Below are 19,501 nucleotides of genomic sequence, written 5' to 3' on the forward strand. Positions count from 1 at the left end.
TGTGCCGGTTCCTGGCTTCCTCTCGTGTCCCGGACGCGCTGCTTGCGCTACGTCCGGGGCACGAGACCGCCTCACCTTCGGTGTCATTCCAAGCGAAGGCGGGGAATCCAGTACGCCGCGGCTTCTCGGTTCAATCTCAACCGTCTCTGGAATACTGGATTGCCCGCCTTCGCGGGCAATGACGGCGGAGATTGAGGAAACGACGGACGATTAGTCCACCAACGCGCGGACTAGGCCACTAAACCGTCTGCGCCACTGCGCTGCGCGACTTCGGCGCCTTGGCGGTCTCGAACAGCGCGGTCGATCGCCCCGTCAGCGCGGCCAGCACGAGGCCGACCATGTGCGAAAGCCGCTCGTCCTTGGCGTCCTTGGCCAGCAGATCGCGGCCGAAGATCACGCTCAACGTGGCCGAATTGGAGAGATAGAAGAAGCAGAGCCCGGCGATCGAGATATAGAGCTGCACCGGATCGACCGCGACCCTGAAATCGCCGCTCTCGACGCCGCGCAGCACCACGGTGCGGATCATCTCGACGAAGGGCGAGTGCATCGACTTGACCTTGGTCGAGCGCTTGAGGTGCTTTGCGCGCGCGAGGTTCTCGGTCTGGAGCAGCGACAGGAATTCCGGGTTGCGCAGGAAGTAGCTCCAGGTGAACTCGATCAGCCGCCGTATCGCTTCGGGCGGATCGAGATGCTCGAGATCCAGCCCCCGCTCTTCGCTGCGGATCTTGTCATAGGCGCCTTCGAGCACCGCGAGATAGAGCTCGTCCTTGTTGCCGACGTGATAGTAGAGCATGCGCTTGTTGGCGCCGGCCTTCGCCGCGATGCGGTCGACACGCGCGCCCGCGAGCCCGTGGGTGGAGAATTCCTGCTTGGCGGCTTCGAGAATGCGCAGCCGCATCCCCTCGGGGTCGCGCTGCCATTTCAGAGTTCGCTTTGCCTTCGCCAAACCGGTTGCTCGCTGGGTGCTTATAAGACGCATGTAACACGCGCACGCGCGTTTGAGAACGATCTCGTGCCCCGGACGCAGCTTCGTAGGGTGGGCAAAGGCGCATTTGCGCCGTGCCCACGTCTTCTCATCAATTGGGCAAAGACGTGGGCACGCTCCGCTTTGCCCACCCTACGGGAGTCTTCGTCGCATCCGCACAACGACGCGGGAAGAGTGCGGCCCCTTACTCCGCCGGCTTCGGCGAGCGCTCCAGCAGCACCGTCTGGATCCCGCAGGTGCCGTTCCGCACCGTCATGATCCGCGTGCCCGGCTTGCGGCCGTTGCGCACCTCGGTGACGTCGAGGCCGGCGGCGATCAGGCGGGCGCGGGTGGCGTCGATGTCGGCGACCCGCCAGCTCAGGCCCCAGAGACGGTCATGCAGGGAATCCCCGCCAGCCACGGGGCGGCGCACCACTTCGACGATGAGGTCGCCGCAGCGGAAGAACATCAGCTGGCCCCAATCCTGGTGCGAGCGGTCCAGTGCGAGATCAAGGCCGAGCCGCGCGCCATAGAGCGCGGCGGCGCGGTCGGAATCCTCGGTGGTGACCACGACGTGGTCGAGCCCATCGATCGGCGCGATGTCGGTCGCAGCCGACAGCGGCCGCTCCGCGGCGAGCTCGAGGAAGAACATGCGCACGCCGCGCGTCAATTCGGTTGCGGCACGCGTGCGTTTCCAGTGCAGGGCTGCGCCGCTCGCGACGTCGCTGCTTTCGACCTCGGCGACCGGATCCGGCCTCAAGGCCACCCGCTCCAGCCGCCGGTGCATCTTGCTCATGTCTGCGACACGAAAGCACAGGCTGGCGAGCACGCCCTCGCAGTCGTCGAGCAGCGCGCGGATCCGGTCCGCCGCCACGTTAAAGCCGCTCGGCGCCATCAGCTCGATCGTCATGTTCGCAAGCGTGAACAGCACGCGGTCGGCGCCCTCGCCGGAATTCTGCCAGGCCGGCGCGCGCCCGAGCAGCGTCTGATACGCCGCCTTGGCCGCACCGATATCTCTCACCAGGGCGACGACGTGATCGAGGCCGGTGATCATCATTCCCCCCTTGATCGACCTGGAACCATGTTCCGAAGGACGGCGTTTGTCCGGGCTTGGCATGGACCGGTGATGGTCGTATTCCGGCCCCATGCCGACCTCAAGCGCTCGGGCGGCAGATTTGCGAATAATTTCAGCGTCCCTAGAGCGGAACCGGTGTTAGAGTAAGCCCGCCGGCCGGGACCACCCAGCGCATCACGGACAACCAATGCAGGCTCTCTTTATCGGTCAGACTTACATCGACGTCGTCTTCATCACAGACCACATGCCGACCGGCGACGAAAAGCACGTGGCAACGGACTACGCGGTCTCCTTCGGCGGCAACGCGGTTACGGCGGCGTTCTGCTGCGCCAAGCTCGGCATCGTGCCCGATCTCATCGCCACGGCCGCCAATGACTGGCTGGGGCGCATGTTCCAGGACATGTGCGCGAAATACGCGATCTCGCTGCACGGGCGGAAGGTGAACCAGTCCTCGCTGTCCTTCATCATGCCCAAGGACGGCAAGCGCGCCATCGTCCGCTGCCGCGACGACGAGCATATCCATCCGTTCCCGATGCTCAATCTCGGCGGCTGCCGCGCCCTGCACATCGACGGCCATCAGCCCGATGCGGCGATCCACTATGCAAAGGTCTGCCGCGAGGCCGGCATCCTGACCTCGCTCGACGGCGGCGGCCTGCGCACCAACACGCATGAACTGCTCGCATTCATCGACGTTGCCATCGTCGCCGAACGCCTGTGCGAGCAGATGGACCTGACGCCCGAGAAGATGCTCGACCACCTCAAGAGCCGCGGCTGCAAGATCGGCGGCGTCACCATGGGTGAGAAGGGTCTGCTCTGGTACAATGAAACGGGTGCGGTCGAGGTCATGCCGGCGATGCCGATCCCGCGCGAGCGCGTGATCGACACCAACGGCGCCGGCGACGTCTTCCACGGCGCCTATGTCTATTCCTACCTCGCCCACCCCGGCAAAAGCTGGCGCGAGCATTTTGATTTTGCCCGCGCCGCCTCGACCTTCAAGATCCAGCGCCTCGGCAACGAGGCCGGGCTGCCGACCCTTGTGGACATCGCCAAAGTCAGGCACGAGTTCGAAGTCAGGGTCTAGGATTTTGTAAGGGCATATCATGGGGCGCGTCTTTATCGCCGGCAGCATCAACATGGATGTGGTGGCGACCGCCGATCGCCACCCCAAAGTCGGCGAGACCGTCGCCGGCCGGCAGGTGCTGTATTTTCCTGGCGGCAAGGGCGCGAACCAGGCCGTCGCGGCGTCACGGCTCGGTACGAAGACCACGCTGATCGGCCGGCTTGGCAAGGATTCGTTTGGCGCTGAGCTGCGGACGTTCCTCGGTGCGCAGGGCATCGATCTCGGCTCTGTTCAGGACGCCGACACGCATAGCGGCACCGCGATCATCACGGTCGCGGCCTCCGACAACACCATCGTCGTCATCCCCGGCAGCAATGCGCTGGTCGGCGCCGACGATGTCGCGGACGTTCCGCTGGCGACAGGCGATGTGGCCGTCAGCCAGTTCGAGATTCCGCTGCCGACGATCGCCGCCTTCTTCCAGCGCGCCCGAAGCGCCGGCGCCACGACGCTGCTCAACCCGGCACCGGCGCAAAAGATGTCCGCCGAGCTGCTGGCGCTCGTCGACATCCTCGTGCTGAACGAGACCGAGCTCGGCTTCCTCGCGGGCGTGGAGCTCTCCGACGGCGACGAGGCCGCAACAATCATCAACGTCGCGCGACAACTGCAGGCACGCGAGGACCAGACCATCTGCGTCACGCTCGGCAAACGCGGCGTGCTCGCGCTCGCCGGCCGCGAGGAATTCGCGGTGCCCGGCCGCGCGGTGAAGGCGGTCGACACCACCGGCGCTGGCGATTGCTTCGTCGGCGCGCTTGCGGCGCAGCTGGCGAGCGGCGTGCAACTGCGCGCCGCCCTCGCCTTCGCCAACGCGGCCGCCTCGATCAGCGTGCAGCGGATGGGCGCAGGTCCTTCGATGCCGACGGCCGCGGAAGTCGCCGCGGTCTTGTAGAGCGTGGCGCTTTCTTCACCTCGCCCCGCAAACCGCGCGATCAGGTCAGCGCACTCTTCAGGTCGAAGCCTTCATCCGCGGCCTGCTCCGGCGTGATCGAGCGCTCCAGGCCGAACAGGCGGCGGCCGAACATGTGGTCGCCGGCGCGGTTGACCGACTCGATGCCGAGCAGTCTGTCGCCCTTGTAGCAGAACGCCGAGAAGGCTTTCTTCGCGGGATCGCCGCGCAGCACGACGCGGTCATAGCCGGTGGTCAACCCCGCCATCTGGAGCTTGTCGTCGCCCTGGTCGCTCCAGAACCAGGGATGGCTGTCATAGGCCTTGCGGTCGCCGGTCAGCCGCGCAGCGAGGCAGCGGGCGTGATCGGTGGCGTTCTGCACCGACTCCAGCCGCTGCGATCCGCCAAAGCGCGGACTGGCGAACAGCGCGCAGTCGCCGATCGCGGAGATGTCAGGATCTGACGTCGAGAGATATTCGTCGACGATGATGCCGGCGGCGACGGCAAGCCCTGCCTCCGCCGCAAGCTCGATGTTCGGCAGCACGCCGACACCGACCACGACGAGGTCGGCCGGCAGATGCCTTCCATCGCTCAAGGAAACGCCGGTGACCTTGCCGCCCTCAGCCTCGATCGAGGTTGCCTGCACACCGAGGTGAATGCGGATGCCGGCCTCGCGATGCCGCGCCTGAAAATACTCCGAGACCTCCGCCGTCACCGCGCGCGCCATCACGCGCGGGGCGAGCTCAAGCACATCCACCTCGATGCCCTTGATCCGCGCGGTGGCCGCGAATTCGAGGCCGATGAAGCCGGCGCCGATGATCACCGCGCGCTTCTTCGACGGCATGATCTTCCGCAGCGCCTCGCTGTCGTCGAGGATGCGCAGATATTTCACGTCGGGCAAATTCGCATTCGGCAAATCAAGCAGCCGGTTGCGCGCGCCCGTGGCCAGCACGAGGTGGCCGTAAGGCAGCGTCTCGCCGGATGCGAGATGCACCTTGTGGCCGGTGCGATCGATCGACACCGCGCGGCCCGCGATCAGCTCGATCTTCTGATCCTGGTAGAATTTCTCCGGCCGGAACATCAGGCTCTCCGGCCCGGCCGAGCCCTTGATATAGGCCTTGGACAGCGGCGGCCGCTGATAGGGCAGATGCGCCTCGTCGTTGATCAGGCAGACGCGATCGGAAAAGCCCGCCTGACGCAGGGATGCCGCGACCTGATAGCCGCCATGGCCGGCACCGACAATGATCACCGGACCACCCGTCATTGGAACAGCCCATTTCCGGAGACACGAGCGTCACCCATGTCGTCTCCTCTCTCGCTGATATTGGCTTGGCTTGCCCAGGAGGAGCCGGCGCTCGTGTCCGTTCCTAAACGAAGGCGGCCCATTTGAGCCCATCATTCCGTCCTGCGCAAGAGCGGTATGCGGGGCACTGGCGGCCGGGGATTGTCACCCCCGACCTTCTGCGATTTAGTTGCAGCAACGACCTCATGCCGGGGATATTCCAGATGCCAGCTCCCGTCTCCAAACCCGATGATCCCGCCCTGCTGCGGATCGACGGCCCGATCGCAACCATCACGCTCAACCGCCCCGCCGCGTTCAACTCGGTCAACCTTGCTATCGCGCAGAAGCTCGAACAGCTCGCGACCTATCTCGAAGGCGCCGACGACATCAGGGTCGTCGTGCTCGAAGGAGAAGGCCGCGCCTTCTCAGCCGGCGGCGATCTGCAGACGATCGGCGCTGCGGCCGAAGCCGGCGCGGTCACGCCGGTCGTCGGCGAACTGCTGAAGCATTATCACGCCTTCATCGAGATCATCCGGCGCATGCCGAAGATTTCGCTGTCCAGCGTGCACGGCTCGGCGGCCGGCGCCGGCATGGGCCTCGCCTTCGTCACCGATCTCTGCATCGCCGCGGAGGATGCCAAGTTCACGCCGGCCTATGCCAAGATCGGGGTGTCGCCGGACGGCGGCTCGACGGTCGGAGTCGTCGGGACGGTCGGATCGCGACGCGCCCTCCAGATCTTCCTGTCGGAGGACAATTTTACCGCGCAGCAGGCCTATGAATGGGGCCTGGTTGCGAAGGTCGTCCCCGCCGCGGAGTTGAAGGCGGCCACGCGAAAACTCGCCGAGCGCCTGGCGCAGAATCCGCCGGCGGCGATCGCCGGCACCAAGTCGCTGGTCTACCAGGCCGCGACCACGCCGGTGAAGCAGCAGCTCGATGCCGAGGAGCACAAGATCATCATGGCGATGAACACGGAGGATTTCCGCGTCGCCGTGAAGAAATTCACGAGCAAGGGCAAGTGAGCGCGCCGGCACCGGCGCGCTCGTTCTGCGGCCTGCGCCATGGCGCGACCGACTGGAATAGGCAGGGGCTGTTTCAAGGACGAACCGACAACCCGCTGAACGCGGACGGCCTTGCGCAGGCGCACGAGGCCGCGGACATGTTGCGCGGGACCGGCATCAGCCGCATCGTCGCGAGCCCGCTGGTGCGCGCGGCGCGAACGGCCAAGATCATCGCGGACGCCATCTCGGTGCCGCTCTCGATCGACGACGGCATCATCGAGTTCGATTTCGGAAGCTTTGAGGGCCTCCCTGTCCGCGACCTCATGATCAAGCACGGCGTCAACTCAGCGACGGGCCTCGTCTCGATCTTGCCCGCCGACGGCGAAAACTGGGACGCCATGACCGAACGGTCGCTGGCTTGCGTCTCCGCGTGGCTCGACCGTCATCCCGACGACGACTTCCTGTTCGTCTGCCACGACGCGGTGATGCAGGGAATGGCGAAGTCGCTGTGCGGCAGCTATTTCAAGAACAGCCACGGCACGCCGTTTCGTTACGTCCGCGAAGACGAGCAATGGCGCGTCGAGCAGCTCGTCACTTAGGACAGATGTAGCCCGTCCCCGCCGGCGATTTGAAGCATCCGACCGATTCCGGCAGCACGTGCTGCGGCAGCCACAGCACCACGCTCGGGAAATAGATCGCGAACGCGATCGTGGCCAGGAACACCACATAGATCGGCAAGGCGGCGCGTAAGGCCTTGGCAAAACTGATGCCGACGAATTTCGAGGCCATCAGCAGCACCAGCCCGTATGGCGGCGTGATCAGGCCAAAGGCGAGCGTGGCGATCAACACGACGCCCATGTGCACGGCGTTGATGTCGCCGGCCTCGGTCAGCGCGTTGACCAGCGGCATGAAGATGATGATGGTCGGCACCGGCTCGATGAAGTCGCCGACCACGGTGAAGAGCAGCACCATCAGCAGCATGATCAGATGCGGATCGTTGCCGGCAATCGAGGTGATCATGTCGGCGATATAGGTCGCACCGCGTAGGTAAGCCAGCATCCAGCCGAAGGCATTGGCGGCGCCGATCGTGATCAGCGGCAGCGAGAAGATCAGGCCGGCAAGGCAGAAATCGTATGGGATCTTTTTGATATGCCCGCGGTTCAGCGCGGGGATCACGACGACGACAATCCAGACCACGGCGACGACGCCGGCTTCCGTCGGCGTGAACCAGCCGGTGAGGATGCCGCCGAGCAAAATGACAGGGATCATCAGCGGCAGGGCGGCGTCACCCGCGGCAAACACCACCTGCCGCAGCGGCGCGCGGGGCTTGCGCAAGCCGGAGGGGCCGAAAAAATAGCAGTAGATCATCAGGCCAAAGCCGATCATCAACCCGGGCACGACACCCGCCATGAACAGGCCGGCGATCGAGACATTGCCGACGGCGCCATAGACCACCGCCGTGATGCTCGGCGGCACCAGCGCGGCGATGGTCGAGGCGGACGCGATGATCGCCGCAATGAAGGCGGGCTCGTAGCCCTCGCGCTTCATCGGGCCGCCCAGCGCACGGCTCATCACGGCGACGTCGGCGGTGGTCGAGCCCGACATTTCCGAGAAGAACATGCTGAAGACAACGACGACCTGCGACAGCCCGCCTCTGATATGCCCGACCAGCGACACCGACAGATTGGCTATTCGTACCACCACATTGGCCGAGCTCATGAGCTCGCCGACCAGCAGGAAGAACGGAATCGCCAGCAGCGCCTCGGAGTCCACGCCGTCAAAGATCTTCTGGATGATCGCGGCGAGCGAGACGTCCGACAGGAGCGCGCCGATGAAGACGCCGGCCATCAGCGAGAACGGCACGGGCACGCCGAGATAGCCGAACGACAGGAAGCAGATCGTCATCAACGCCAGGACAATGGGTGCACTCACGGCTGCGCCCTCATCTGCGCGTCGGTGATAACAGGCCCGTCCTCCTCGGGCGGCTCGGGATGGTCAAAGCCGTTGCGCAGGCCGTTGACGAGCTGTTCGATGGTGAACAGGCCTATCAGCACACCCGACAACGGGATGATCGCGTAGAGCGAGGCGATCGGCGTGCCCGACGGCAGGCGAAAGCTGCCGAAGCCGCGCAGATAGTTCTGATAGCCGTACCAGATCAGGCAGAAGGCGACGCCGAGTACCACGAGGCGGATGATCACTTCGACGATCAGCCGCGACGTGCCATGCATCGCCTCGGAGATCGCGGTGAGATAGAGGTGGTCGTTGCGCCGGGTCGCGGCCGCCGTGCCAACGAAGATGGCGTAGATGAATAGCGTCGAGGTGACTTCCTGGAGCCACAGCCAGGGATGGCCGATGACGCGGGTGACGATATCGGCGGTGACCGACAGCGAGAAGCCGAAGCAGAGCACGCCGCACAGGATCATCAACGCAAGCTCGAGCCAGTCGAGCCAGCGCCATTTCAGGTGGCGTTGCCGTTGCACCAGCAGTTTGTCGGCGATGGACATTGTTGCTCCCGGCTGCAGCTTTCCGTCATGGCCGGGCTTGTCCCGGCCATCCACGCACTTGGTGCGGGCTCGAAGGAAGAACGTGGATGCCCGGGACATCTGGCGCGAAGGCGCGCTTCTGCCCGGGCATGACGACTTTGCTGAAACTAGTTGATCGACCGGATCAAATTCTTGATCTTCTCGGCCTGCGGGCCGAGCTCCTTGGCAAGCTTGTCGAGATAGGGATCGGCGATCGTCGTAAAACTCTTCTTGTCGACATTGTCGACGACCTTCACGCCCATCTTCTTCAGCTTCTCGGCCGCCGTGCGCTCGAGGTCGAACGCCTTCGCGGGCTCTTTCGTGCTGACCTCATTGGCCGCGGTCTGCACCCACTGCTTCTGCTCGGCCGACAGGCTCTGCCAGAGCTTGTCGGAGACGAACACCAGCGCGTTGTTGGCCTCGTGCTCGGTGATGTTGAGGACCGGGGCGACCTCGTAGTGCTTGTTGACGAGGTAGACGTTGATGCTGTTCTCGGCGACCTCGACGACGCCGGTTTGCAAGCTCGTGTAGACGCTGCCGAACGGCATATGCACGGTCTGGGCGCCGTAGGCCGGGAACATCATGTCCTCGGTCGCAGTCGCCTGCACGCGCACCTTCAGGCTCTTGATGTCGCCGACATTGTGGATCTCCTTCTTGGAGTACATGTGGCGCACGCCCTGCGACCCCGTCGCGATCACATGCAGGCCCTGCGTGGTCTCGTCGATCATGGTCTTGAGGGCTTCGAACACGCGGGGGTCGGCCAAACCGTTGATCACGTGTTTCTCGTCGCGGAACAGGAGTGCAGCGACATCACGCCGGCCTGCGGCGAGATCGTCGCGGTGTTGGCCGAGGAGATGATCGCGAATTCGATGTCGCCGGCCTTGACGAGCTGGAGCAGCTGCGGCTCCTGGCCCAGTTGCGCGCCCGGATACTGGTCGATGATCATGGTGCCCTTGCTCAATTCCTTGAGCTTGTCGGCAAAGAGGTCGCCCGCGATGGAATAGCCGGTGTTGCGCGGCTGATCGTAGGCAAAGCGATAATGCTTCACCTCCTGTGCCCCGGCCCCGGTGACGAAAAGTACGGCGGCCATGGCCACCAACCCACGCATGGATCGTGCAATCATCGTTTCCCCCTGTTTTATCGCCCGCCGCTTGTGCGGTCTGAGCGGTCGTTCGGGTGGTTCGTCACCCCTTCTCAGTCTGCTTCCCAGTCCTCTGCATGAAATCGAAGTCGCAGCCCTCGTCGGCCTGCATGATGGTCTCGTTGAATAGCCACGCGTAGCCGCGCCGCGCCTCGTCCGGCGCAGCGGCCGGCTTCAATGCGGCGCGCCGACGCTCCAGCTCGGCGGCATCGACCAGCAGCTCGATGCTGCGCTTGGCAACATCCAGCCGAATCATGTCGCCGTTCTTCACCAGCGCGAGCGGTCCGCCGACGGCGGATTCCGGCGTGATGTGAAGCACGATGGTGCCGAACGCGGTGCCGCTCATGCGCGCATCCGAAATGCGCACCATATCCTTGGTGCCGCCGCGCGCGAGCTTCTTCGGGATCGGCAGATAACCCGCCTCCGGCATGCCGGGCGCACCCTTGGGGCCCGCGTTGCGCAGCACCAGCACGTCGTCGGAGTTCACGTCGAGATCGGGATGGTCGACCCGCAAGGTCATGTCCTCGACGGATTCAAACACCACCGCACGCCCGGTGTGCTGCAACAGCTTGGGGCTCGCGGCTGACTGCTTGATGACGGCACCGCGCGGGGCGAGATTGCCGTGCAGGACGGCAAGGCCGCCTTCCTTCTTGATCGGATTGTCGCGCGGGCGGATCGCATCCTGGCCCGGCACGTCCTCCGCATTCGCGACGACATCGCGCAGCGTCTGGCCGCTGATGGTCTTCGCGTCGAGATCGACGAGATCGCCGAGTTGCGCCAGCAATTTCGGCACGCCACCGGCGTGGTGGAAATGCTCCATGTAATGTTCGCCCGACGGCTTGAGGTCGACCAGCACCGGCACTTCGCGGCCGATCTGGTCGAACACTTCGAGATCAAGGCGGTGGGGCGAGCGGTGCGCCATCGCCGTCAAATGGATCAGGCCGTTGGTCGAGCCGCCGATCGCCTGGAGGACGACCTGCGCATTCCTGAACGAGGCCGGCGTCAACAATTCGCTCGGCTTCGGCCCCTTGGTCTTGGCCATCTCGGCGGCAACCCTGCCGCTCGCTTCGGCCAAGCGAAAGCGTTCGGCATGCGGCGCGGGAATCGTCGCGCTCATCGGCAGCGACAGGCCCATGGCTTCGATCATGCAGGCCATGGTCGAGGCCGTGCCCATCACCATGCAAGTGCCGACCGACGGCGCGAGGCGGCCATTGACCGCTTCGATCTCGGCATCATCCATTTCACCGGCGCGATATTTGCCCCAAAGACGGCGGCAGTCGGTGCAGGCACCGAGCACCTCGCCCTTGTGATGGCCGACCACCATGGGACCGACGGGAATGACCACGGTCGGCAAATCGGCGCTGATCGCGGCCATGACCTGCGCAGGAAGGGTCTTGTCGCAGCCGCCGATCACGATCACCGAATCCATCGGCTGGGCCCGGATCATCTCCTCGGTGTCCATCGCCATCAGGTTGCGCAGATACATCGAGGTCGGATGCGCAAAGCTCTCGGCGATCGAGATGGTCGGGAATACGAACGGCATCGCGCCCGACAGCATCACGCCGCGCTTGGCGGCCTCGATGATCTGCGGGACGTTGCCGTGGCAGGGATTGTAGTCGCTGTAGGTGTTGGTGATGCCGACGATCGGGCGCTCCAGCGCGTCGTCGGAATAGCCCATGGCCTTGATGAACGCCTTGCGCAGGAACAGCGAGAAGCCGGCATCGCCATAGCTCGTCAGACCCTTACGCAAACCACTCGTCATCATGCCGCTCCTTCTCGCTTGCCATTGTGCTACAGCCTGCCCCCTGATTGTCAATAAGATTGGGCCAGATCGTCGCGCTTTCTGGCTCTGGACACCGCCTGTGGACACAAATTATTGACAATCTGGCCTCGCCCTGCTCCACAAGGCGAACCGGCAGATGCCGGAGGCTGAGGGCATGTCCGACATTCGCACCGCTGAGGCACTGCCGGTCCGGCGCGACGATCCGGACGATGTCGTCGCGCGGCTGGAAGAGGACATCATCTTCGGCCGCCTGCCGCCGGGCGCGCGCCTCACCGAGGACGCGCTGATGTCGCGCTACGGCACCTCCCGGCACTTCGTGCGGCAGGCCTTGGTGGATGCCGAGCGGCGCGGCATCGTCCGCCGCGAGAAGAATGTCGGCGCAACCGTGCGGTTCTACTCGGCCGAGGAAGTCCGGCAGATCTACGAGGTCCGCGAGATGCTGACGCGGCAGGCCGCACTGATGATCCCCCTGCCCGCGCCGCAAGGCCTGATCGACGAACTGACCGCACTGCAGCGGCAATATTGCGCGAAGGCCGATGTGCAGGATTTGCGCGGCATCCACGAGGCCAACGACGCCTTCCACCTCGCGCTGTTCTCGGCCTGCGGCAATCCCTATCTCGTCCGCTCGCTCCAGGACTACATGAACCTAACGCTGCCGATGCGCGCGAAAAACCTCGCCGACCGCGATGGCCTCGCGCAATCGCGGCGTCAGCATGAGTTGATGATCGAGCTGTTGAAGGGACGCGACAGCTGGGCGCTGGCGCAGCTCTGTGTCGACCACATGCAGTTCAGCAAGTCGGATTATCTGGCGCGGATTGCGGGTGAGGAAGCCACTCGGTAGGGCCAGCACTCACCAACATGGGGTAGCCGCGAAAGAGGCCGCCAACGCAGACGGCCTCCCAAAATTCTGAACTGACCCGCGCTCTTATTTGAGGTCGAGTGCCCGGCAGTAGTAGCCGCTCTCAACGCCGGTCCAGCCCCGCTCCATGCGGTTACTCCGGCACTCGTAGTAGGACTTGAAGTTGAGGACGTTCTTGCAATTCGCAACCGCGCCGCCGGAGAGCGAGCATCCGGGACCTTGGTTTGGGTTCAGGTGAGCCGCGGGACTGACCGGTGCGGCGTTCACCGACGCGATCGACAAGGTAGCAAGGGTCAACGCTGACATCGCTAACGTCTTCATAACCATCCTCCCTGTTCTTGTTACCCGGGACGGCAAATGCACGTCCCGAAACAGAAGATAGCACGACGCGAGTGACATGTCCTTCTCAATCAGAGCTTGTTTCCATTCAGTATCGCCTCAGCAAGCCGCGATCCACGCTGGGATCGCCGTAGCCGGCGCAGGCCCTTGTCGGATTCTTGATCAAATCTGTCCGGACGCGCCTGAACGTCTTGCCGGCCGCGTCGGCAACCTCGGGACGAAATTTACCGGGATCGTAGCGCTCGCCGTCGCGGGCCTTGATGGCCGCGGCATAGGCGTCGATCATGGCCATCGCCGCCTCGGGGCTGCCGAGCAGCCGGGCGCCGAGCTGGACACCGCCGGCACCATCGACCTCGTAGCCGACGCATCGTTGCTCCAGCACGACGGATGCGGTGACGAGCTGGTCGAGGAACGCCGCTTCAGCGTCGCTGAGCGTTGCGGCCCGCGCCGGCTCTGAGACGATCATCGCGAGCATCGCGGCGGTTGATAGCGTGATTTTCAAGCGCGGCCCTGACGACCCATAACAAGCCCGTACAGGAAGAGGAGAATGATGGCGCCGACCACGCTGCCGATGAAGCCGGCGCCCTCCCCGAACTTATACCATCCCACGGCCTGACCGAGCCACGTCGCGACGAACGCGCCGACGATTCCCAAGACCGTCGTCAGGATGAACCCCGTGGGCTCGGATTTGTCGCCGGGCATGATGAATTTCGCGACTACGCCGACGATAAATCCAATGATGATCGTCCAAAGGATACCCATGTCCATCGCTCCATTCGGTCGGTTTGCACATCAACGTCTGAAGGAATGCGTGATCGCTTGATGGGCCAGACGATCCCGGGAACGACGTTGATCTAGATCAATGGGCAGCAGCGGCCGAGCCGAAAGCTGGCGCCTGCTCTTTCTTGTGCGGACGGTGCTCAACGAGCCCCGCAACGCGAAGCGGATCAGTGCATGGCGATCATAGGCGAGATCACGCACACCACGACCTACCGCTATGCAAAGCCGGTGACGTTCGGCACGCACCGGGCGATGTTCCTGCCGCGGCGCGGCGCCTCGACCCGGCTGCTTCGCTGGTCCGCTGCTACCAGCCTGCCGTCAAAGGTGCATTGGGTCACCGACTCCCGCTCCAATGCCGTCACGGTGATGGACTTCAGCGAACCCGGCAGCGAGCTGACATTCACGTTTAGGGTTCGTGGCGTCTATTTCGGCATCAAGGGCCTGGAGACATTTCCGCTGGAGCCCCGGGCCGAGGAGGTCCCCGTGCAGTACACCCCGGACGAATGGACCGACCTTGCCGGTTACCTGCGCCCGCATGCCGACGATGCAGACGGCAGTCATGCGGCTTGGACCAAGAGCTTCGTTGCCGGCGATCAGGATCAGACCGTCGACGTGCTGCGCCGAATGCTCGGCAAGTTTCGCAGCGACTTCAGCTATCGCGGCAGAGATGCCGAAGGCACACAGTCACCCGGCGAAACGCTGCGCACGAAATCGGGCACCTGCCGGGACTTCGCCTGGCTGATGATCGAGACGTTGCGCCGGCTCGGCTTCGCCGCTCGCTTCGTCAGCGGTTATCTCTATGATGCGGCGCTCGATGGCGGCGCCGTGGGCATGACCGGCTCGGGCGCGACCCACGCATGGGTGCAGGTATTCCTGCCCGGCGCCGGCTGGCTGGATTACGATCCAACCAACAGTTTGAGCGCCGGCTTCGACCTCATTCCGGTGGCCATTGCGCGGCATCCGGGCCAGGCTGTGCCGTTGGCTGGCTCGTGGTTCGGCGATCCCGGCGACTATTTGGGCATGTCGATCAATGTCGCCGTCAACAAAATTGGCGAAATGCTCGATCCTTCGGAGGCGTAGGCAACCGAGATAGGCGCGGCGGTCGCTGACCATGGCATTTTATCGCAACAGTACGAAGGGACATGGGCCGCTCGACGCCGTCGCCGTCCCGTTTGAGGCCCTGAAGGGCAGGATCCGGCAACTTTACGAAGGCGACACGTTCGGCTGCATAAAATTCCGATATGCCCTGCTCGCACTGGATATCGTCACGGTTCTGTTCATCATCGCGACCTCGTTCCTGCCTCGCAACAGGGCCATCGAGACGCTCGATGTCGTGTTCGGCGTGCTGATCCTTGCGGATTTCGCCGCACGGATGATCATCAGCCATCACCCGCTGCATGACCTCGCGCGATTGTCGACCTGGACCGACATCGTCGTCATCATTTCGTTCCTTGCGCCGCTCGCCGGAGAGGCCGGCGGCTTCCTGCGCGCATTTCGAACATTGCGGCTGCTGCGCGACTACCAAATGGTGGCGCGGCTCCGGGTCGACAGCGCCTTCTTCCGGCGAAACGAGGAAGTCGTCTTTGCGGTCGCCAATCTCGGCGTGTTCATCTTCGTGATGACGGGGATCGTCTACGAGACCCAAAAATCCCACAACCATCAGATCGCCAACTATGCCGACGCGCTCTACTTCACGGTCACCGCACTGACCACGACCGGCTTCGGCGACATCACCTTGCCCGGGACCGTCGGCCGCCTGATCACCGTCGTCATCATGATCTTTGGCGTGACCCTTTTCCTGAATCTCGCCAAGGCACTGCTCGCGCCCTCCAAGGTACGCTTCCCCTGTCCGGTGTGCGCCCTGCAGCGCCACGATGTCGACGCGGTGCATTGCAAAGCTTGCGGCACCGTATTGAACATTCCCGATGAAGGCATGGACTAGGCTGCATGCCGGCGCGAGTGCCGCGGAGAGGCCCCCTCACCTCATGACTGTGGAGAGGGGGCATGGCATTTCAGCGCTTATTCCAATCAATGATCCGGCTCGCGTCGCCGTCGAACTCGTGGCTGCAGAACGCGCCGCCCTGATAGTGATCGCCGACCGGATCCGGCTTCAGCTTGGCCTGCTCGGCCATCGCGTGCTCGCGGAAATCCTCGGCGCGGCCGGTGGGGCGATAGCCGAATTCGTAGGCGCGGTGGTTGTCCCACCAGGCGCGCTCGTTGAGGGAGGCGCCGTAGAAGACCTCGAAATGGATGTCGGGATGTTCGAGCCCGATGCGGCAGAGCTGCACGAGGTCGTCGGGCTTCAGCCAGATCGAGAGCCGGCGCTGGTCGAGCGGCATGTCGCCGAAATTGCCGATGCGCAGGCAGGTCACCTTCAGGCCGTGCTTGTCGGCGTAGAGCGCACCGACGGCCTCGCCGAACACCTTGCTGACGCCATAACGGCCGTCGGGGCGCGGAGTGACGTCGGTCCCGATCTTGTGGTGGCGGGGATAGAAGCCGACGGCGTGGTTGGACGAGGCGAACACCACGCGCTTGACGCCCTTGCGGTAAGCCGCCTCGAACAGATTGTAGCCGCCGATGATGTTGGCCTGGAGGATTTGGTCCCAGGTGCCTTCGACCGAATAGCCGCCGAAATGGATGATGCCGTCGACGCCCTCGCAGATCGCCTCGCACTGCGCGAGATCGGCGAGATCCGCCGCCTTGAATTGTTCGTTCGCGCCGAGATCGGCGGGCGGCTTGATGTCGGAGAGCAGGAGATCCGGATAGATCGGCGGCAGCAGTTTTCGCAGGCTCGTGCCGATTCCGCCCGAAGCTCCCGTCATCAAAATACGCGGCATGTCTTCCCTCGCCTGTGGTGACCGATTTGCGGCCGTAGATAACTGATGCTAGCAGACTTGGACAGAGGGAACGCAACAAAGAGACCTGCACATGAACGATGCATCGTCCCACACTCAAGGCTGGCGGCCGGCGACCTATTACCCCGATCCAGCGATAAAAGCACTGGACCCCCGCTTCGAAAAATACTGGCTAAAGCTTTCGGCGGTGGAGCGGCTGGCGACCGGCCTGCGCTGGGCCGAGGGTCCCGTATGGTTCGGCGACGGGCGGTATCTGCTCTGCAGCGACATTCCGAACCAGCGCATCATCAAATGGGAGGAGGAAACCGGAACCGTCTCGGTTTTCCGAAAGCCCTCGAATTTCGCCAATGGCAACACGCGCGACCGCCAGGGCCGGCTCGTCACCTGCGAGCACGGCGGGCGCCGCGTGGTGCGCACCGAATATGACGGCAGCATCACCGTGCTGATGGATCAATTCAACGGCAAGCGGTTGAACTCGCCGAACGATGTCGTTGTTAAATCGGACGGCTCGATCTGGTTCACCGATCCGACCTTCGGCCTGCTCGGCAATTACGAAGGCTACAAGGCCGAGCCCGAGATCGATCCGAATGTCTACCGGCTCGATCCCGTGACCGGCAAGGCGACCATCGTCGCCGAAGGCGTGCTCGGTCCGAACGGGCTGTGCTTCTCGCCCGACGAGAAGATTCTGTATGTCGTGGAATCGCGCGGCGTGCCGAACCGAAAGATCCTCGCCTATGACGTCTCGACCGACGGCACCACGATCTCCAACAAGCGCGTCCACATCGATGCCGGCCCGGGCACACCGGACGGCATGCGCTGCGACATCGACGGCAATCTCTGGTGCGGCTGGGGCATGGGCGATCCCGAGCTCGACGGCGTCGTGGTGTTCGCGCCCGACGGCGTCATGATCGGCCGCATCGCGCTGCCCGAACGCTGCGCCAATCTCTGCTTCGGCAGCGTCAAGCGCAACCGCCTGTTCATGGCGGCGAGCCAGTCGATCTACGCGCTGTATGTGAACACGCAGGGCGCGGTCGGGGGATAGGCGTTCCGCAGAGACGGTCTCGTAAGGTGGGCAAAGCGAAAGCGTGGCCACCGCTTCTTGTTCGTCGCGGAATGGTGGGCACGTCGCTTCGCTCCTTTGCCCACCCTACGAAGGAGCCGTGTAGCCCGGATGGAGCGAAGCGCAATCCGGGGACCGGTCCCGCATTACGCTTCGCTTCATGCGGGCTACAAAAAAACGCCGGAGCGGTCTCCCGCTCCGGCGCGTTGTTCGTTCAGGCGAAAAGCTTACGCCGCGTTGAAGCCCGCAACCGCCTTCACTTCGAGGAAGTCCTCGAGGCCGTACTTGCCCCACTCGCGGCCGTTGCCCGACTGCTTGTAGCCGCCGAACGGCGCGGTGCGGTCGTTGGGCACGCCCTGGAGGTTGACGTTGCCGGCGCGGATCTGCCGTCCGACGCGCTTGGCGTTCTCCACCGTGTCGGCCGTGACGTAACCGGCAAGCCCATAGGGCGTGTCGTTGGCGATGTGCACGGCCTCGGCCTCGTCCTTGGCGCCGATGATGGTCAACACCGGTCCGAAGATTTCTTCGCGAGCAATCGTCATGTCGGGGGTGACGTCGGCGAAGATGGTCGGACGGACATAGAAGCCCTTGTTTACGCCTTCGGGCAGGCCCGGGCCGCCGGCGACGAGCGTTGCGCCCTCGTCGATACCCTTCTTGATCAGGCCCTGGATCTTGTCCCACTGGCCGCGGTTGACGACCGGGCCGATGGTGGTGCCTTCGGCGCGCGGATCACCAGCCTTGGTCTTGTCGGCGACAGCCTTCGCGATCGCGGCGACTTCCTTCATCTTCGACAGCGGCACGATCATGCGCGATGGCGCGTTGCAGGACTGGCCCGAGTTGTTGAACATGTGCATCACGCCGCCGGTCACCGCCTTGGTCAGGTCGGCACCTTCGAGGATGACGTTCGGCGACTTGCCGCCGAGCTCCTGGCTGACGCGCTTCACGGTCGGCGCGGCCCGCTTGGCCACGTCGATGCCGGCGCGGGTCGAGCCGGTGAACGAGATCATGTCGATGTCAGGATGCTCGCTCATGGCGGCGCCGACCTCGGGGCCGAGGCCGTTGACGAGGTTGAACACGCCCTTCGGCACGCCGGCTTCGTGGAGGATTTCCGCGAAGATCAAAGCCGAGGTCGGGGTGAACTCCGACGGCTTCAGGATCATGGTGCAGCCGGCGGCGAGCGCAGGCGCGACCTTGCAGGCGATCTGGTTCAGCGGCCAGTTCCAGGGCGTGATCATGCCGACCACGCCGATCGGCTCGCGCAGCACCATGGCGGTGCCGACCGGTTCCTCGAAATGGTAGTTCTTGAGCACGTCGAGCGTGGTCATGAGGTGGCCGAGGCCGGCGCCGGCCTGGAGCTTCTCCGCCATCGGCAGCGGCGCGCCCATCTCGTCGGAGACGGCGGCGCCGATCTCCTTGAGGCGGCCCTTGTAGATCTCGATGACTTTCGTGAGCAGCGCGACGCGCTCCTCTCGGCTGGTCTGGGAGAAAGTTGCAAAGGCGCGCTTGGCAGCAGTGACGGCCTTGTCGACGTCAGCCTTGGAGCCCAGCGCAACCTCGTACATCGCCTCTTCCGTCGCGGGATTGACCACGGCAGCGGACTTCTTGACGGCGGGATCGACCCAGGCGCCGTCGATGTAGAATTGCATGCGATTGACCATCGTTAACCTCTTCTTGGGGGCTTGGAGGGGGCGTTTCGGCAGGCATCCTTGCACGAAAGCGCCGGCAATTGAACCCGCCATATGCGGGGCCAGCGTTGCGGCGGACGGAGGATATATGAGCCGATGACGGGAACGAGGCAAGGCTCCCTCAGGTGTCATTCCGGGACGCGCCACTTGGCGCG

At 64.3% G+C, this 19,501-nt stretch carries 19 protein-coding genes and 1 pseudogene; 8 read left to right on the forward strand and 12 right to left on the reverse strand.

Features of this window, described 5'->3' with window-relative positions; translation table 11 throughout:
* Positions 1 to 238: 238 nt before the first annotated feature.
* Both QJT78_RS05640 and QJT78_RS05645 read right to left on the reverse strand, forming a co-directional pair.
* Entirely contained in the window at positions 239 to 946 is a 708-nt protein-coding gene (locus QJT78_RS05640; RefSeq protein WP_193375900.1) for a TetR/AcrR family transcriptional regulator, read from the reverse strand.
* A 223-nt stretch (positions 947 to 1,169) separates the two neighbouring features.
* A complete protein-coding gene (locus QJT78_RS05645; protein ID WP_281460194.1) occupies positions 1,170 to 2,018 on the reverse strand; it encodes a VOC family protein in 849 nt (282 codons plus the stop codon).
* A 208-nt stretch (positions 2,019 to 2,226) separates the two neighbouring features.
* Here QJT78_RS05645 and QJT78_RS05650 point away from each other — a divergent pair, with 208 nt between their 5' ends.
* On the forward strand, positions 2,227 to 3,120 hold the full coding sequence (locus tag QJT78_RS05650) for a sugar kinase (RefSeq protein ID WP_028146805.1): 894 nt from the start codon (positions 2,227 to 2,229) through the stop codon (positions 3,118 to 3,120).
* A gap of 19 nt (positions 3,121 to 3,139) precedes the next feature.
* Positions 3,140 to 4,045: a ribokinase gene (locus QJT78_RS05655; RefSeq protein ID WP_028146804.1), complete on the forward strand. Its 906-nt coding sequence runs from the start codon at positions 3,140 to 3,142 to the stop codon at positions 4,043 to 4,045.
* Positions 4,046 to 4,085: 40 nt separating this feature from the next.
* Here the strand turns inward: QJT78_RS05655 and QJT78_RS05660 are convergent, their stop codons facing one another.
* Positions 4,086 to 5,306: an FAD-dependent oxidoreductase gene (locus QJT78_RS05660; RefSeq protein ID WP_038942046.1), complete on the reverse strand. Its 1,221-nt coding sequence runs from the start codon at positions 5,304 to 5,306 to the stop codon at positions 4,086 to 4,088.
* Positions 5,307 to 5,548: 242 nt separating this feature from the next.
* Between QJT78_RS05660 and QJT78_RS05665 the strand changes: the two genes are divergently transcribed.
* Positions 5,549 to 6,343, forward strand: a complete 795-nt coding sequence (locus tag QJT78_RS05665; protein ID WP_028146802.1) for an enoyl-CoA hydratase/isomerase family protein — start codon at positions 5,549 to 5,551, stop codon at positions 6,341 to 6,343.
* Positions 6,340 to 6,921: a histidine phosphatase family protein gene (locus tag QJT78_RS05670; protein ID WP_038942045.1), complete on the forward strand. Its 582-nt coding sequence runs from the start codon at positions 6,340 to 6,342 to the stop codon at positions 6,919 to 6,921. The genes QJT78_RS05665 and QJT78_RS05670 overlap by 4 nt, the downstream gene beginning before the upstream one ends.
* Here QJT78_RS05670 and QJT78_RS05675 read toward each other — a convergent pair.
* The 4 genes and pseudogenes from QJT78_RS05675 to QJT78_RS05690 form a co-directional block, all read right to left on the reverse strand.
* Entirely contained in the window at positions 6,914 to 8,254 is a 1,341-nt protein-coding gene (locus QJT78_RS05675) for a TRAP transporter large permease (protein ID WP_038952432.1), read from the reverse strand. The genes QJT78_RS05670 and QJT78_RS05675 overlap by 8 nt on opposite strands.
* Positions 8,251 to 8,826, reverse strand: coding sequence for a TRAP transporter small permease (locus QJT78_RS05680; RefSeq protein WP_028146800.1), 576 nt, complete (start codon positions 8,824 to 8,826; stop codon positions 8,251 to 8,253). Before QJT78_RS05680 ends, QJT78_RS05675 begins: the two co-directional genes overlap by 4 nt.
* A gap of 146 nt (positions 8,827 to 8,972) precedes the next feature.
* Positions 8,973 to 9,967, reverse strand: a pseudogene (locus QJT78_RS05685) (TRAP transporter substrate-binding protein).
* Between the two features lie 61 nt (positions 9,968 to 10,028).
* The gene (locus QJT78_RS05690) at positions 10,029 to 11,747 is read right to left on the reverse strand and encodes an IlvD/Edd family dehydratase (RefSeq protein WP_049810226.1); all 1,719 of its coding nucleotides are present in this window, start codon (positions 11,745 to 11,747) and stop codon (positions 10,029 to 10,031) included.
* 175 nt (positions 11,748 to 11,922) lie between these two features.
* On the opposite strand from QJT78_RS05690, the gene QJT78_RS05695 reads away from it, so the two are divergent.
* The gene (locus tag QJT78_RS05695; protein WP_028146797.1) at positions 11,923 to 12,609 is read left to right on the forward strand and encodes a GntR family transcriptional regulator; all 687 of its coding nucleotides are present in this window, start codon (positions 11,923 to 11,925) and stop codon (positions 12,607 to 12,609) included.
* 84 nt (positions 12,610 to 12,693) lie between these two features.
* Here QJT78_RS05695 and QJT78_RS05700 read toward each other — a convergent pair whose 3' ends face one another.
* From QJT78_RS05700 to QJT78_RS05710, 3 genes are all read right to left on the reverse strand, one after another.
* Positions 12,694 to 12,933 (reverse strand): hypothetical protein, encoded by a 240-nt coding sequence (locus QJT78_RS05700; RefSeq protein ID WP_155257695.1) that lies wholly within the window; start codon positions 12,931 to 12,933, stop codon positions 12,694 to 12,696.
* 121 nt (positions 12,934 to 13,054) lie between these two features.
* Positions 13,055 to 13,468: a hypothetical protein gene (locus QJT78_RS05705; protein WP_028146795.1), complete on the reverse strand. Its 414-nt coding sequence runs from the start codon at positions 13,466 to 13,468 to the stop codon at positions 13,055 to 13,057.
* Positions 13,465 to 13,728, reverse strand: a complete 264-nt coding sequence (locus QJT78_RS05710; RefSeq protein WP_028146794.1) for a GlsB/YeaQ/YmgE family stress response membrane protein — start codon at positions 13,726 to 13,728, stop codon at positions 13,465 to 13,467. Before QJT78_RS05710 ends, QJT78_RS05705 begins: the two co-directional genes overlap by 4 nt.
* Before the next feature lie 192 nt (positions 13,729 to 13,920).
* Between QJT78_RS05710 and QJT78_RS05715 the strand changes: the two genes are divergently transcribed.
* Both QJT78_RS05715 and QJT78_RS05720 read left to right on the forward strand, forming a co-directional pair.
* A complete protein-coding gene (locus tag QJT78_RS05715) occupies positions 13,921 to 14,826 on the forward strand; it encodes a transglutaminase family protein (RefSeq protein ID WP_038942041.1) in 906 nt (301 codons plus the stop codon).
* 31 nt (positions 14,827 to 14,857) lie between these two features.
* Positions 14,858 to 15,688: a potassium channel family protein gene (locus tag QJT78_RS05720; protein WP_193375899.1), complete on the forward strand. Its 831-nt coding sequence runs from the start codon at positions 14,858 to 14,860 to the stop codon at positions 15,686 to 15,688.
* A gap of 70 nt (positions 15,689 to 15,758) precedes the next feature.
* On the opposite strand, the gene QJT78_RS05725 is transcribed toward QJT78_RS05720, so the two are convergent.
* Entirely contained in the window at positions 15,759 to 16,583 is an 825-nt protein-coding gene (locus QJT78_RS05725) for an NAD(P)-dependent oxidoreductase (protein WP_028146793.1), read from the reverse strand.
* 91 nt (positions 16,584 to 16,674) lie between these two features.
* Here QJT78_RS05725 and QJT78_RS05730 point away from each other — a divergent pair, with 91 nt between their 5' ends.
* Complete coding sequence (locus QJT78_RS05730; RefSeq protein WP_028146792.1) at positions 16,675 to 17,643, forward strand: SMP-30/gluconolactonase/LRE family protein; 969 nt, start codon at positions 16,675 to 16,677, stop codon at positions 17,641 to 17,643.
* A gap of 245 nt (positions 17,644 to 17,888) precedes the next feature.
* Here QJT78_RS05730 and QJT78_RS05735 read toward each other — a convergent pair whose 3' ends face one another.
* On the reverse strand, positions 17,889 to 19,319 hold the full coding sequence (locus QJT78_RS05735; RefSeq protein ID WP_028146791.1) for an aldehyde dehydrogenase family protein: 1,431 nt from the start codon (positions 19,317 to 19,319) through the stop codon (positions 17,889 to 17,891).
* Positions 19,320 to 19,501 lie beyond the last annotated feature (182 nt).

The organism is Bradyrhizobium sp. Mp27 (genome assembly GCF_029953005.1).
Classification (GTDB): domain Bacteria; phylum Pseudomonadota; class Alphaproteobacteria; order Rhizobiales; family Xanthobacteraceae; genus Bradyrhizobium; species Bradyrhizobium barranii.